The 13466-nt window shown below is 69.3% G+C and carries 12 protein-coding genes; 7 read left to right on the top strand and 5 right to left on the bottom strand.

The window, feature by feature from the left end; translation table 11 throughout:
• Positions 1–21: 21 nt before the first annotated feature.
• The 4 genes from FJV41_RS41885 to msrQ all read left to right on the top strand — a co-directional run bounded on the left by FJV41_RS41885 (position 22) and on the right by msrQ (position 4236).
• Positions 22–1740, top strand: a complete 1719-nt coding sequence (locus tag FJV41_RS41885; protein ID WP_141648229.1) for a DUF8614 domain-containing protein — start codon at positions 22–24, stop codon at positions 1738–1740.
• 78 nt (positions 1741–1818) lie between these two features.
• Positions 1819–2607 (top strand): fatty acid desaturase, encoded by a 789-nt coding sequence (locus FJV41_RS41880; RefSeq protein ID WP_141648228.1) that lies wholly within the window; start codon positions 1819–1821, stop codon positions 2605–2607.
• A 6-nt stretch (positions 2608–2613) separates the two neighbouring features.
• Positions 2614–3606 (top strand): protein-methionine-sulfoxide reductase catalytic subunit MsrP, encoded by a 993-nt coding sequence (msrP, locus tag FJV41_RS41875; protein ID WP_141648227.1) that lies wholly within the window; start codon positions 2614–2616, stop codon positions 3604–3606.
• 3 nt (positions 3607–3609) lie between these two features.
• The gene (gene msrQ / locus FJV41_RS41870) at positions 3610–4236 is read left to right on the top strand and encodes a protein-methionine-sulfoxide reductase heme-binding subunit MsrQ (protein ID WP_141648226.1); all 627 of its coding nucleotides are present in this window, start codon (positions 3610–3612) and stop codon (positions 4234–4236) included.
• 25 nt (positions 4237–4261) lie between these two features.
• Here msrQ and FJV41_RS41865 read toward each other — a convergent pair whose 3' ends face one another.
• From FJV41_RS41865 to FJV41_RS41850, 4 genes are all read right to left on the bottom strand, one after another.
• Positions 4262–4744 (bottom strand): response regulator, encoded by a 483-nt coding sequence (locus FJV41_RS41865; protein WP_141648225.1) that lies wholly within the window; start codon positions 4742–4744, stop codon positions 4262–4264.
• Positions 4745–4883: 139 nt separating this feature from the next.
• Positions 4884–6134: a YgdI/YgdR family lipoprotein gene (locus tag FJV41_RS41860; protein ID WP_141648224.1), complete on the bottom strand. Its 1251-nt coding sequence runs from the start codon at positions 6132–6134 to the stop codon at positions 4884–4886.
• Positions 6131–8647, bottom strand: a complete 2517-nt coding sequence (locus FJV41_RS41855) for a TonB-dependent receptor domain-containing protein (RefSeq protein WP_246137754.1) — start codon at positions 8645–8647, stop codon at positions 6131–6133. Before FJV41_RS41855 ends, FJV41_RS41860 begins: the two co-directional genes overlap by 4 nt.
• Positions 8647–10257 carry a serine/threonine protein kinase gene (locus FJV41_RS41850; protein WP_141648223.1) on the bottom strand — a complete coding sequence of 537 codons (1611 nt, stop codon included), beginning with the start codon at positions 10255–10257 and terminating at the stop codon, positions 8647–8649. Before FJV41_RS41850 ends, FJV41_RS41855 begins: the two co-directional genes overlap by 1 nt.
• Before the next feature lie 303 nt (positions 10258–10560).
• Between FJV41_RS41850 and FJV41_RS41845 the strand changes: the two genes are divergently transcribed.
• Positions 10561–11424 (top strand): ABC transporter substrate-binding protein, encoded by an 864-nt coding sequence (locus FJV41_RS41845; protein ID WP_141648222.1) that lies wholly within the window; start codon positions 10561–10563, stop codon positions 11422–11424.
• 128 nt (positions 11425–11552) lie between these two features.
• Positions 11553–12002, top strand: coding sequence for an OsmC family protein (locus FJV41_RS41840; protein WP_174457609.1), 450 nt, complete (start codon positions 11553–11555; stop codon positions 12000–12002).
• Between the two features lie 37 nt (positions 12003–12039).
• Here FJV41_RS41840 and FJV41_RS41835 read toward each other — a convergent pair whose 3' ends face one another.
• Complete coding sequence (locus FJV41_RS41835; RefSeq protein ID WP_141648220.1) at positions 12040–12510, bottom strand: winged helix-turn-helix transcriptional regulator; 471 nt, start codon at positions 12508–12510, stop codon at positions 12040–12042.
• Between the two features lie 76 nt (positions 12511–12586).
• On the opposite strand from FJV41_RS41835, the gene FJV41_RS41830 reads away from it, so the two are divergent.
• The coding region (locus tag FJV41_RS41830) for an MFS transporter (protein ID WP_141648219.1) at positions 12587–13466 on the top strand (880 nt) is incomplete at its 3' end.

Below are 13466 nucleotides of genomic sequence, written 5' to 3'. Positions count from 1 at the left end.
GGGTTGGAGTAGGGAAGAGCCATGAACCGAACCCTCCTGTCCCTGCTCGGGGCGGTGCTGCTGTCCGGCTCCGCTGTCGCCGAGGAGAAAGCCCCCACCTCGTTCCCCGACGCCGCGGAGCTGCAGCGGCTCACCGCGCGCTTCGCTCCGGTGGAGCTGCGGGTGGACCTGAAGGCCCTGCCCGACAACGAGCGCCGCGCGCTGGGCCGCATCGTCCAGGCCTCGCAGTTGATGGACGCGCTGTTCCTGCGCCAGCGCTGGGCGGGCAGCGAGACGGTGCTGCTGAATCTCTTGAGGGATGAGTCGCCCCTGGGCCGCGCGCGCCTGCACGCGTTCCTGTTGGACAAGGGCCCGTGGAACAGCCTCGACGAGGGGCGGCCCTTCCTGCCCGGTGTGCCCCCGAAGCCGGAGGCCGGCAACTTCTACCCGGCCGGCTCCACCAAGGCGGAAGTCGAGGCCTGGATAAAGGCGCTGCCCGAGGCGCAGCAGAAGGAGGCCACCGGCTTCTACACCACCATCCGCAAGGGCACCGATGGCAAGTTCATCACCGTGCCGTACAGCGTGGAGTACCAGGGCGAGCTGGCGCTGGCCGCTTCCCTGTTCCGCGAGGCCGCCGCGCTGACGAAGCAGCCCACGCTCAAGGCGTTCCTCACCTCGCGCGCGGACGCGTTCCTGTCCAACGACTACTACGCCAGCGAAGTCGCGTGGATGAAGCTGGACGCGAGCATCGAGCCCACCGTCGGACCCTACGAGGTCTACGAGGATGGCTGGTTCAACTACAAGGCCGCCTTCGAGGCGTTCGTCGGCCTGCGCGACGAAGCGGAGACGGGCAAGCTGTCCAAGTTCAGCGACCACCTCCAGGAATTGGAGAGCAACCTTCCCATCGACCCGAAGCTGCGCAATCCGAAGATTGGCGCGCTGGCCCCCATCCGCGTCGTCAACAGCCTCTTCTCCTCGGGTGACGCCAACCGCGGCGTGCAGACGGCGGCGTACAACCTGCCCAACGACGAGCGCGTCACGGAGGCCATGGGCTCCAAGCGCGTCATGCTGAAGAACGTGCAGGAGGCCAAGTTCGAGCGCGTCCTGGTGCCCATCTCCAAGGTGGCGCTGTCCGCGAAGGACCAGAAGGACGTGGCCTTCGATGCCTTCTTCACGCACATCCTGATGCACGAGCTGATGCACGGCCTGGGGCCGCACAACATCACCGTGGGCGGCAAGGCGACGACGGTGCGGCAGGCGCTCCAGGTGGCCTCCAGCGCGCTCGAGGAGGCCAAGGCGGACATCTCCGGCCTGTGGGCGCTCCAGCGACTGATGGACACGGGGGTCATCGACAAGTCGATGGGCCGCACCATGTACACGACGTTCCTGGCCTCCGCGTTCCGCTCCATCCGCTTCGGCACGGACGAGGCGCACGGCAAGGGCGTGGCCCTCCAGCTCAATCACTTCCTCGACACCGGCGCGGTGAAGGTCAACGCGGATGGAACCTTCTCCGTGGTGCCGGAGAAGATGCGGCAGTCCGTCGCCTCCCTGACGAAGCAGCTGATGGAAATCCAGGGCAGGGGTGACCGGAAGGCCGCCGAGGCCCTGCTGGCGAAGATGGGCGTGGTGCGGCCTCCGGTGCGCAAGGTGCTGGAGCGCCTGAAGGACGTTCCGGTGGACATCGCGCCCCACTACGTCACGGCGGACGAACTCGTTCGCGAGGCCACCGCACCCGCGGCCGACGCCGGCGTGCGGAAGTAGCCACGGTCGCTGGTTCGCCCCCACGCGCGGTGCGTTTCCCGTGCGCGGCGGGCGGACCGGCCCCATGAGTCAGGAGAGATGGAGAACTCGGCCCGCTATCGCTCGGCCCCGCTTGGCCCCTGGGGTGTCCTCGTCGCGCTCGTCATCCTGGGCGCGTGGGGAACGCATCTGTCGTGGATGCTGTTGTCGCCCGAGCTGCCCTGGGACTCCCCGCTCACCTGGCTGCATGTCGCCTTGCAGGCATGGCTGTGCACCGGCCTGTTCATCACCGGCCATGACGCCATGCACGGCACGGTGGCCCGACAGTCCTGGGTGAACGAGACGGTGGGCACCGTCGCCTGCTTCCTCTTCGCCGGCCTGTCGTACCGCCGACTGGTGCTCAACCACCACGCCCACCACGAGCAGCCCACGGGCGACGCGGACCCGGACTTCTCCACCCGCACCCAGTCCTTCTGGCCGTGGCTGGGGACGTTCATGGCCCGCTACACCACGCTCCCGCAGCTGGGGGTGATGGCGGCCAAGTTCAACATCTTCGTCTTCATGGGAGTCTCCCAGCCGCGCATCCTCGCGTTCTGGGTGCTGCCCGCCGTGCTGGGCACGCTGCAGCTCTTCTACTTCGGCACCTACCAGCCGCACCGGCGCCCGGAGACTCCGGACATGGCGCCCCACCATGCGCGCACCCTGCCGCGCAACCACCTGTGGGCCATGCTGTCCTGCTTCTTCTTCGGCTACCACTGGGAGCACCACCAGTCCCCTGGCACGCCCTGGTGGCGACTGTGGCGGGTCAAGGACGCCCGCGCCGACGCGTCGCGCGCCGCCGCCTCCACCGCCCGCGATGTAACCGCCGGACGGGTGGGCCCGTTATAAAGGGGCATGAGCGACAAGCCGCCCGTGGAGCCGCCCGGCTCCGAAGTCACCCCTGAACCGCTCTACCTCCGCCGCCGCGAGCTCCTGAAGAACGCGGGCCTGTTCGCCGGCACCGCCGCCGCCGTCGCGGGGGGCCTGTACCTCCTGAGCGGCAAGCAGCGCCGCGCCATGGACGCCTATGTCCCGGACGCGGGGCAGGTGACGGGGCCCGTGGCGAAGGCGACGGGCGTCTTCGACACGGACGAGCCGCGCACGCCGTACGAGGACGTCACCACGTACAACAACTTCTACGAGCTGGGGCTCGACAAGAACGACCCGGCCCGGCTCGCGCACCTGCTCAAGCCCCGGCCGTGGACCGTCACGCTCGACGGCGAGGTGCATGAGCCCCAGACGGTGGACATCGACCAGCTGCTCTCCTGGTTCTCCATGGAGGAGCGCGTCTACCGGATGCGCTGCGTGGAGGCCTGGTCCATGGTGATTCCGTGGCTGGGCTTCCCGCTGGCCGCGCTGCTCGCCCGGGTGAAGCCCACCAGTCACGCGCGCTACGTGTCCTTCACCACGCTGATGGACCCGGAGCAGCTCCCCGGCCAGACGCGCCCGGTGCTGGACTGGCCCTACGTGGAAGGGCTGCGGCTGGACGAGGCCCTGCACCCGCTCACCTTCATGGCCATGGGCCTGTACGGCCGGCAGCTCCCCGCGCAGAACGGCGCGCCGCTGCGGCTCGTCGTCCCGTGGAAGTATGGCTTCAAGGGCATCAAGTCCATCGTCCGCATCAGCCTCACGCGCGAGCAGCCCTTCACCACGTGGAACCTCGCGGGGCCGGAGGAGTACGGCTTCTACGCCAACGTGAACCCCGCCGTGGCGCACCCGCGCTGGAGTCAGGCCACCGAGCGGCGCATCGGCGAGGGCTTCGAGCGCCGCCCCACGCTGCCCTTCAACGGCTACGCCGAGCAGGTGGCCCACCTCTACACGGGGTTGGACCTGCGGAAGAACTACTGAGCCATGGCCTCGCCTCCGCATCCGTGGCTCAACCCCGCGCTCGCCGTGGGCGGCCTCGCGCCCCTGGCGCTCCTCGCCGTGCAGGGGCCTCAAGGCGCGCTGGGGCCCAATGCGGTGGAGACGGCGCTCAACCAGACGGGGCTGCTCGCGCTGGTGCTGCTGCTGGCGTCGCTTTCATGCACGCCCCTGCGAATCGTCACCGGGTGGACGTGGCCCGCGCGCATCCGCCGCACGCTGGGCCTGTTGGCCTTCACGTATGCGTGCGCGCACTTCCTCACGTACCTGGTGCTGGACCAGGGCATGTCACTGAAGGCGCTGCTGGAGGACCTGGTGAAGCGCCCCTTCATCACCGTGGGCTTCACCGCGCTGGTGTTGCTGGTGCCGCTGGCCGTCACCTCCACGAACCGTTGGGTGCGCCGGCTGGGCTTTCCCCGGTGGCAGCGGCTTCACCGGCTGGCCTACGTGGCCGCGGTGTTGGGCGTGGTGCACTTCGTGTGGCGGGTGAAGCAGGACGTCACCGAGCCGCTCGTCTACGGCGCGGTGCTGGCGCTGCTGTTCGCGGTGCGCGTGGGAGAGGGGATGCGAAAACGCCGGGCCCGCACCGCTTCGGCGGCCCGGAACCCGGCGTGAGTGACGGCGCGAGTCGCTTGGGGGACTACTTGCGCGGCAGAGGGAGGATGGTGTCCACCAGCGTCATGAGCTGTGCGCAGCTCACCGGCTTGCGGACGAAGGCGCTGATGCCGGCCTTCTGACCCAGGGCGCGGACCTCCGCCACGTTCGGGTCTCCCGTCATCATCAGGATGGGGACCTTGGCCAGCTTGGGGTTGGCGTTGGCGCGAATCTGCGCCGCGAAGTCGGCGCCGTTCATCCCGTCCATGTGGAAGTCGGTCAGGATGAGGTCGATGGTCTCCGCCTCGGCGACCTTCAGTCCCTCTTCGGCGGACTCCGCCTCCAGGAACTCGAAGTTGCGGGCCATCAGGTAGATTTTCAGCAGCGTCCGGATGGAGCGGCTGTCATCCACCAGCAGGACACGCTGGGGCACCGCGCCCGCGGTGGTCCGGCCTCCCAGAGGGCGCGCCGGGTCCGTCGTGGTGCGGTTGGGTACGGGCTCTGGGGAGGGGAGGGTGCCGGCCTTCATCGGATCATCAACCTCTGGTGGGGCTGTCCCCCTGGAGACCCAATCATGTTGACGGAAGGACATGCCGAAGTCAAAGCACCGTCCTTCCTCTCGTTTTTCGAACGTGGGGCGTCCCATACCCCACTTGACGAAGCGGGAATCAGGGGGCCTCGAGCACGAACGCCTGGCTCTCCACCCCGGTCAACCCGATGCCCGTGGCAATCGCGGGCGCCAGCTCGTTGGGCACGCGCCACGTCTGCCCGGTGGATTGGATCAGCACCACTGAGTAACGCCCCTTCGGCAGTCCCTCCAACCGCGCGGGAGCGGCCGGGTCCCGAGCATCCAGGGCGACCGCCTGCACGCCAATGTGCAGCTCCGCCACGGGGACGGGCGTCATGCGCGGGTTTCCAGCCTCATCCGTGAGTGCCGGGTAGAGCGCGTCCGGCACGAGCGCCGCCGCCAGCACCACCAGGTCCGGCTGACCATCGCGGGTGCCGTCGGCGTGCGGATAGTCGGTGCCATTCGCATCGAGGATGCCGTTGCGGTCCAGGTCGTTGTCCTCGAGCAACCCGGGGGAGTCCGCCAGCTTGCGCACGACGACGCGCGGCCAGAGGTCGCCAAAGCCGTCGCGGTTGGCGTCATCCGGGACGCCGTCGCGGTTGGCGTCCACGTAGCTGACGAGGAACGCCTTGGGGCGCTGCTCCACCGCGCCGCCCTCGATGTTCTGGGGCACCAGGCGCAGCACCTTGGGCGGCCCGCCCGCGGTGAGCACGGCGTCTCCGCCGACGATGACGCTGGCCTGGAACGCGGGCCGGTCCACCGGCACCTGCGCGCTCGCCTGAGAGAAGCTCACCGTGACGTTGGTGAGGGGCAGGGGATGGCCCTCCTGGTCCACGCCGACCTCCAGCGTCAGGGGGATGCCGGTGGTGGGGTCCACGGCGGCGCCGCCGACGTCACCCTGGTTGGGCTCGCTGGTGACGCCGTACCAGGGATTGAAGTCGGAGAAGTGGCAGGGCGTCGCGCCGGAGCGGCAGGAGTCCACGTCGATGAAGCCGCGCAGCGTGTAGCGCCCCGCCGCGACGAGGCTGAGCGAGAACGGCGCGGTGAAGGGGCCGGGCGCGTCGGTGCCGAGCGCCGGGCCGAAGAGCTGCTCGGCCGGAACGACGGTGAAGGCGATGGGGCGGCCGGTGCCCTGCGGCGGAGGTGGCCGGTCCGCGTCGTAGATGAACACCACCGCGTTGCCCCGCGAGCGCGACTGCACGACGAGGCTGCCCTCGATGCGGGCGGTGTGGATGTTCTGCCGTCCGTCCGCGGTGGGGACCACCGTGGGGGACTCGCAGCCCGCGACGAGCAGGGACGCGGCGAGGACGCCTCCCAGCGACTGCTTCCAGGAAGGGAGGGTGCGGCTCATGGAGTCACCGTCAGCGTCGCGTAGACGCGCCGCTCGATGCGGTTGCCGAAAGGATGTTGGGAGTGCGCGGAGCCGAGCTGGCTGCCCACCAGCGCGACGTCCACCGTGTTCTTCACCGCCGCGTAGCCGACGCGCGCGTTGATGACGGCGTAGGCGCCCAGCGGGTTGGACAAGAGTTCGATGCGGGTGGGGTCCGACGCGGCGGGCTCGCGCTCAATCCACGTGGTGGACGAGGTGTAGGCCACGTCCACGCCGAACTCCAGGTCCGCCTTGGTGCGGTAGGTGACGCCACCGTACAGCTTGAGCTGCGGCGCCTGGCTGCACGGCCCGCACGCCTCCTTCTCCTCCAGGTCCGACGTCACGTTCTGGAAGGCGGCGCTCGCCTTGATGCCCAGGCCGTCCACGGGGGCCAGGGTGAGGCCCGCTTCCACGCCGCGCGCGGTGTAGATGGAGTCCTCGTTGACGAAGCGCGAGCGGCCGATGAGGTAGTTGCCCGAGGCCGCGTCATACGACTCGCCGGCGGGCAGCCGCTCGAAGGCGGACAGGCCGATGAGGTCCTTCACCCGGTTCTGGTAGAGGGCCACATCCCAGTCCATGCCCAGCTCCGCGGACTCGCCGCGCCAGCCCAGCTCGAAGGCGGTGAGGCGCTCGGGGCGCAGCGCGGTGTTTCCGGTGGTGAGCGCGCTGGCGCCGTTGACGCCCTGCACGGGAACGAGGAGGCGCGTGTAGCTCTCCAGGAACGTCGGCTCACGGAAGGCGGAGGCCGCGCTGATGCGGAACGCGTGGCCTTCAATCGGGATGAACAGCGCGGAGATGCGCGGCGAGTGCGCGAGGCCCGGCGTCCCCGCGTCCAGCAGCGGGTGCCGGTCCACGCGGTAGCTTGCGACCAGGCGCAGGGGCTCGGCCAGCCGCCACTCGTCCTGCACGAAGGCCGCGGCGTGGATCTCCTCGCGCAGCGGGCCCAGGTAGTCCCAGCCCACGCGCTTGAGGCGTCCCTCGACGCCCACGTTGAGCTGATGCTCGCCGCCCAGGTAGAAGGCGCGCGCGAAGAGCAGCTCGGCGTTGAAGAGGTTGGAGCTGATGTCCGTGCCCAGCGAGCGCTGTCCAATGGGCTCGTACTGGGGGCCGGCGCTGCCGGAGATGTGGTTCCAGAACGTCTTCAGCTTGAGCGGTCCCAGCTCCACGTCGCCCTTGGCGTAGGCGCCCAGGCCGTCCATGAAGTAGTTGCGCAAGAGGCCCAGCGGATAGATTTCCGTGGTGTAGCGGTGCACGCCGCCGGACAGGCCCACCTGCTTGTCGTCCGCGAAGGTGTAGACGGCGGACAGGGTGGCGCGCGCGCCGCGCATGCCGATGTCCGGGTCCGGGTCCCTGAGCACGATGTCCGGACGGTTGCTGGCGTAGTCGCGGCTCCACTTGTCCGCCTGCGAGTACGCCACCGACGTGCGGTAGCGCAGCGCGCCCGTGTTGCCGTGGCTGAGGAACGAACCCGCCACGCTGTTGCCGGTGCCGGCCGTGACGTTGAAGCGCGCGCGGGGACCGGAGCCCGGGAGCTGGGTGATGATGTTGATGACGCCCAGCATGGCGTTGGCGCCGTACAGCGCGCTGCCCGGGCCGCGGATGACCTCGATGCGCTCGATTTCGTCCAGGCCGATGGGGATGGTGGACCAGAGCGTCAGGCCGAGGAAGTCCTGGTACTCGGTGCGGCCGTCCACCAGCACGAGCACCTTGTTGGCGATGCGCTGGTTGAAGCCGCGCAGCGACACGTTGGCGCTGCCGATGCCCAGCGACATCACGTCCGCGCCAGGCACCCGCCGCAACAGCTCCGGCAGGCTGGTGGCGCCCGACAAGCGGATGTCCTCGGAGGTGATGACCGTCGTGGCGTTGGGCGCTTCCAGCGAGGACTGGGCGCGGCGGCTCGCCGTCACCACGCGCTCCTCGTAGGGCACCGCGCCGTCGTCACCGCTCGCCGCCTCCGCGAGGCCGGGCAGCGCCGACGGGACATACGTGGACGGCGTCGCGGTTCCCGGGCCCGTCGTGGGCATGGTCTCCGCGCGCTCAATCGCCTTCTCCAGCCGCTCCAGGAGCGCGCCCAACTGCTGCTGCGACTGGATGCTGGCGGGCGGGGGCGGCATGGGCAGCGCGGAGTTGTCCTCCGGCTGCGCCGCGGCCTGGCTCGCGCGCTGCTTCTCCTCGAGCGCGGCGATGGTGGCCTCCACGGAGGCCGCGTCCGCCGGACTGCTGGTGACGTAGCGCTTGTAGGCGTCGAGCGCCTCCGCCGTCCGGCCCGCGTCCTGATACGCGCGGGCGATGTTGTAGAGGACGTTGGGGTGCGGCTTGATGGCGTAGGCCTGCTCCAGCTCGGCGATGCCCTCGTCGTATTCCTTCTTGCCGATGAGGCTCATGCCGCTGCGGAAGTGGCGACGCGCTTCGAGACGTGCGTCCGCCAGGACCTGCGTCGCGCACAGACACAGCGCGAGCAGGCCCACTCGTTGAAGGGCTTTGTAGTGTCTCACTAGTACGGGTTGTCCTTGAATTTGTCGTTCGAGTCAGAAGCCCGCGGGGGACGGGGAGGACTCGACTTCTTCTTGAGCTTTTGGGTGACGAGCTGCTTGGTACCGGAGCCCGTGGCGGTGATGGTGACGGGCTGATAGCCGTCCATCGTGAAGGTCAGCACCGCGCTGGCGCTGCCATCATCGTCCAGGGGCACCTTGAGGTTCAGGGGCGTTTCGCCATGGTCCTTGCCGCGGTAGCGCACGCGGGCGCCGCTGGGCTCGCTGGTGATTTCGAAGCGCACCGTGGGGCCATTGCCGGGCACGAGCGGCGCCAGCGCCAGCTCATCATCCGCGGCGCCCAGGGCGGCCGTCGCCGGGGAGTTCGCGGCGGCGGCCGGCTGGGTGGGGACGGCCGGGGGCTGCGTCGGGTTGGCGGGCGCCGTCGCGGTGATGGGGGGCGAGGCCAGGGGCTTGGGCATTGGCGTGGAGGGGCGCAGCGCGAACGCCAGCGCGACGGCGCCACCCAGCAGCAGTGAGCCGCCGAAGATGGCGAGCGGCACCATGCTCTTGCCGGGCTTCGCGGGTGGCTCCTCGACGGCGATGTCCAGCGCCATGGTGCTGGGGCCGGAGCCAGGCGCGCTGATGGGGCCGCTGCGAGGTCCGCTGCCGACGCCTGTCAGGCGGGGGCCGCTGAAGACGCCGCTGACGCCGACGGCGTGCGCGACTCGGCGCATGGCCTCCAGCACCTCGTCCATGGACTGGTAGCGCTCCACGGGGAGCTTGGCCAGGCACTTCATCACCAGCGCCTCGACCTCGGCGGGCACGGCGTGGCCGGGCCAGATGGCGCCGAAGGGCGGCGGCGGCTCGTTGATGTGCTTGACGATGACGTCGATGCTCTGCGCGGCCAGGAAGGGCGGCTGGCCCATCAGCATCTGATAGAGCACCACGCCCATGCTGTACACGTCGCTGCGCGGGTCGGCGATGTTGCGCGCCTGCTCCGGCGCCATGTACTGCGGCGAGCCGAGGATGATGCCCGCCTGCGTGAGCGACGTGTCCTGCTGCGCCTCACTCTCGCCGATGAAGGACTTCACCAGGCCGAAGTCGAGCACCTTGACGATGTCGTGGTCCGTCTCCTGGTTGAGGACCATGACGTTGGCGGGCTTGAGGTCGCGGTGGATGAGGCCGACCTTGTGCGCCTCGCGCAGCGAGCGGGCGATCTGCTGCGTGATGTTGAGCGCGCGCGCCCACGGAATCGGTCCCATCTGCGTGAGCAACTGGCTGAGCGTGAGCCCATCCAGGTACTCCATCGCGATGTAGTAGATGCCGTCGTCCGTCTTGCCGTAGTCGATGACGGTGACGGTGTTCGGATGGCGCAGCTTCGCGGTGACGCTGGCCTCCAGGAAGAAGCGCTTCTGGAAGCCCGGGTCCTTGCCCTCGTCGTTGTAGTGAGGGTTGAGGACCTTCAGCGCGACCAGTCGGTCCAGCGGCGCCTGCATGGCCTTGTAGACGCGGCCCATGCCACCGGCACCCAGGGTCTCCAGGATGCGGAAGCGCTCATTGAGGACCCGTCCAAGAAGCGGGTCCACCAGCTCGGGTGGGGCGCCATTCGTCGGGGCGTTGCTTTCGATCATGTCTGCCCCCACCGACCGGGAAGGCACACGACGCTCCGGTCGAACATGCGCTGGAATGCTAACACCGCAATCGTCCACTCCCCAAGCGACCTGCCAGGTTGGCGCAGTGCATCAAACGCCGAGAAACCGGCCTGGGCGCGCCAAAGTCCAGCACCGGACATCGTTTGATACGAGGCGTGTGTCAGCTGGGACGGCTGGACTGGCACGGCGAGCGACTGGGAGTGCGAGGGCCACGAATCCGAGCAGGCGTGGGGGCGTCTCAAGGGAGCGGCCGAGCGAGGTGGAGCGCGTTAGGGTGGCGTCATGAGCGTCCACCTGACCGAGTTGCTTTCTTCCGCGCCGCCCTACCCGAGGCGGGTGGTGTGCATGACGGAGGAGACGACGGAGGTGCTCTACCGGATTGGCGCGGGGGAGCTGGTGGTGGGCGTGTCGGGCTTCACGGTGCGCCCGCCCGAGGCGCGCAAGAAGCCCCGGGTGTCGTCGTTCCTGGACGCGAACTTCGAGCGGATTCTCGAGCTGAAGCCGGATCTGGTGCTGGGGTTCTCCGATCTGCAGGCGGACCTGGGCCGTGAGCTGTGCAAGCGCGGCGTGCCCGTGTACCTGTTCAACCAGCGCTCGCTCGCGGAGATACTGCAGACGGTGCGGGTGACGGGGGCGCTGGTGGGGCGCGCGGAGGCGGCGGAGAAGCTGGCCGCCGAGCTGACGGCGAACCTCGCGCGACACGCGGAGGCGGCGCAGAAGCTGCCGCGACGGCCACGAATCTTCTTCGAGGAGTGGCACGAGCCGCTCATCTCCGGCATCCGCTGGTGCTCGGAGCTGGTGGAGCTGGTGGGCGGCGAGGACATCTGCCGCGAGTCGCGGGCGTCGCAAGGCGCGAAGGGCCGCATCTTCGAGCCGGAAGAGGTGGCGCGGCGCAACCCGGACGGCGTCATCGCGAGCTGGTGTGGACGCAAGGCGAAGCGGGACAAGATCGCCGCGCGGCCGGGCTGGTCCCAGGTGCGCGCGGTGCTGGATGACCAGCTCTACGAGGTGAAGAGCAGCCTCATCCTCCAGCCCGGGCCGGCGGCGCTGTCGGACGGCGTGGAGCGCCTGGCGCGCATCGTCGCGGCCGTGGCCCGGGGCGAGAAGCTGCCCGTGCCCAAGGGCGCGGACCTGCGCGGGGCGTGAGTCGCGGGCTCGGACCTGTCGTGACGAAGCGCTCCCTCGATGGAGGGAGTGACACGCGGAAGGCGCCTTCGCGCCGACGTCGAGCGCCTATGCTGGATGCCACAGGACACGCGACTCGGAGGTGTGACGTGGAAGGGTTTCCGCTGCGGCTCAAGTGGCAGGGTTCAACCGCGGGCGAGTACAGCCGCGATGCGGTGGCTGGCACGGACGGCAAGCCGGACCTGCTCGTGAGCTCGGGTACGAATTACGGAGGCAATGACGCGCGCTGGAATCCGGAGGACCTGTTGGGCGCGTCGGTGGCGCAGTGCCACCTGCTCACGTTCCTCGCGCTGGCGAAGAAGCTGCGGCTGGACGTGCGCTCCTACGAGGACCAGGTGACGGTGTTCCTGGACACGGTGGAGAAGGTGAAGCGCGTGAACAAGGTGCGGCTCGCGCCGCTCATCCGCGTGGCGCCCGGCACGGACGTGGAGAAGGTGCGTGAGATGTTCGTGAAGGCGCACAAGTACTGCTTCATCGGGCAGAGCATCACCGCCGAGGTGGTGATGGAGCCGACCATCGAAGTGCAGTCGGAGGGGTAGGGCGTGTCGCGGGCCGTGGCTCCGAAAGGGCCACGGCTCACCGCTTCGCGCGAGGCTTCTTCTCCGCGACCTTCTTCACGACGGTCTCGGTCGACGTCACGGGGCGGCCACTCTCCGAGCGAACTTCCAAGGCGCGCACCGGTCGCCCCTGCTCCGTGTCCACCAGGACGGAGTGGGCCTCATCCGGCTGGAAGCAGTGGTGTTCACCCCACTGCCTCAGTCCGACGAGCACCTGGAACAGGTCCCGCCCCTTCCGCGTCAGGACGTACTCGTGGAACGCGCTGCCATCCGAGGCGGGAACGACCTCCAGGATGCCGTGCGTGACGAGGTGGCGCAGCCGGGTGGAGAGGATGTTCTTCGCCATGCCCAGGCTCTTCTGGAACTCGCCGAACCGGCGCACGCCGTCGAACGCGTCGCGGATGACCAGCAGCGACCACTCGTCGCCGATGATGTCCACGGACCGCTCGACAGGGCACTCCGCCCGACTGGGAGGCTTCTTCTTCGCCATGTCGGGTTGAAATATCAAAACCCCGTCGCTAATTCCGGATGGTTTCATTTTGAAACCATATTGCGGCGGGTGGTTCATGCGGAGTGGGGCGGAGGCGCGGAGCGCCGAGGGTGGAGACGTGCGTCCGGTGGAGGAGGTGGCCGCTCGGTCGGAGGGTGACGCCGCGCCCCCGCTGTCGCGTGCCGTGATGGCGTTGTTCGCGGTGGCATGCGGGTTGGCGGTCGCCAACGTCTATTTCGCCCAGCCGTTGTTGGATTCGATGGCGCGGGACCTGGGGTTGCGTCCGGCCCTGGTGGGCATCGTGGTGACTGTCACGCAGGTGGGGTACGGCCTGGGGTTGTTGCTGGTGGTGCCGCTGGGAGACCTGGTGGAGCGTCGCCGGCTCGTCGCGGTGCAGATGTCCTTGTCCGTGTTGGCGCTCGTCGTCGTGGGACTCGCGCCCACGGGGGCGGTGTTGCTCACGGGGCTGGCGGTGGTGGGCCTGCTCGCGGTCGTCATCCAGGTGCTGGTGGCCTTCGCCGCGACGCTGGCCGCCCCCGCCGAGCGAGGCCGCGTCGTCGGGCTGGTGACGAGCGGTGTGGTGATTGGCATCCTCATGGCGCGCACCGTGGCGGGGTTCCTGTCGGACCTCGCGGGCTGGCGTTCGGTCTATCTGGTCTCGGCGGGGGCCACGCTGCTGCTCGTCGTCGCGCTGGTCCGTGTCCTGCCGCGCGAGCGCGTGAGCACGCACCTGTCCTATTCGGCGCTGCTGCGCTCGGTGTTCACGTTGTTCGTGGAGGAACCCGTCTTGCGCGTGCGGGCGGTGCTCGCGCTGTTGATGTTCGCCTCGTTCAGCACCTTGTGGACGCCGATGGTGTTGCTGCTCGGAGCGCCTCCGTTCTCGCTCTCGCATTCGCAGGTCGGCCTGTTCGGCCTCGTGGGCGTGGCGGGCGCGCTGGGGGCTGTCTCTTATACAC

This window comes from Myxococcus llanfairpwllgwyngyllgogerychwyrndrobwllllantysiliogogogochensis (assembly GCF_006636215.1).
Taxonomy (GTDB): Bacteria; Myxococcota; Myxococcia; order Myxococcales; family Myxococcaceae; genus Myxococcus; species Myxococcus llanfairpwllgwyngyllgogerychwyrndrobwllllantysiliogogogochensis.
This window is presented reverse-complemented; position numbering and strand designations above follow the sequence as displayed.

What these genes read in the sequence shown, in the direction of transcription:
- FJV41_RS41885 (WP_141648229.1), top strand. Translation starts at nt 22, where the DNA reads ATGAACCGAACCCTCCTGTCCCTGCTCGGGGCGGTGCTGCTGTCCGGC.
- FJV41_RS41880 (WP_141648228.1), top strand. Translation starts at nt 1,819, where the DNA reads ATGGAGAACTCGGCCCGCTATCGCTCGGCCCCGCTTGGCCCCTGGGGT.
- msrP (WP_141648227.1), top strand. Translation starts at nt 2,614, where the DNA reads ATGAGCGACAAGCCGCCCGTGGAGCCGCCCGGCTCCGAAGTCACCCCT.
- msrQ (WP_141648226.1), top strand. Translation starts at nt 3,610, where the DNA reads ATGGCCTCGCCTCCGCATCCGTGGCTCAACCCCGCGCTCGCCGTGGGC.
- FJV41_RS41865 (WP_141648225.1), bottom strand. Translation starts at nt 4,744, where the DNA reads ATGAAGGCCGGCACCCTCCCCTCCCCAGAGCCCGTACCCAACCGCACC.
- FJV41_RS41860 (WP_141648224.1), bottom strand. Translation starts at nt 6,134, where the DNA reads ATGAGCCGCACCCTCCCTTCCTGGAAGCAGTCGCTGGGAGGCGTCCTC.
- FJV41_RS41850 (WP_141648223.1), bottom strand. Translation starts at nt 10,257, where the DNA reads ATGATCGAAAGCAACGCCCCGACGAATGGCGCCCCACCCGAGCTGGTG.
- FJV41_RS41845 (WP_141648222.1), top strand. Translation starts at nt 10,561, where the DNA reads ATGAGCGTCCACCTGACCGAGTTGCTTTCTTCCGCGCCGCCCTACCCG.
- FJV41_RS41835 (WP_141648220.1), bottom strand. Translation starts at nt 12,510, where the DNA reads ATGGCGAAGAAGAAGCCTCCCAGTCGGGCGGAGTGCCCTGTCGAGCGG.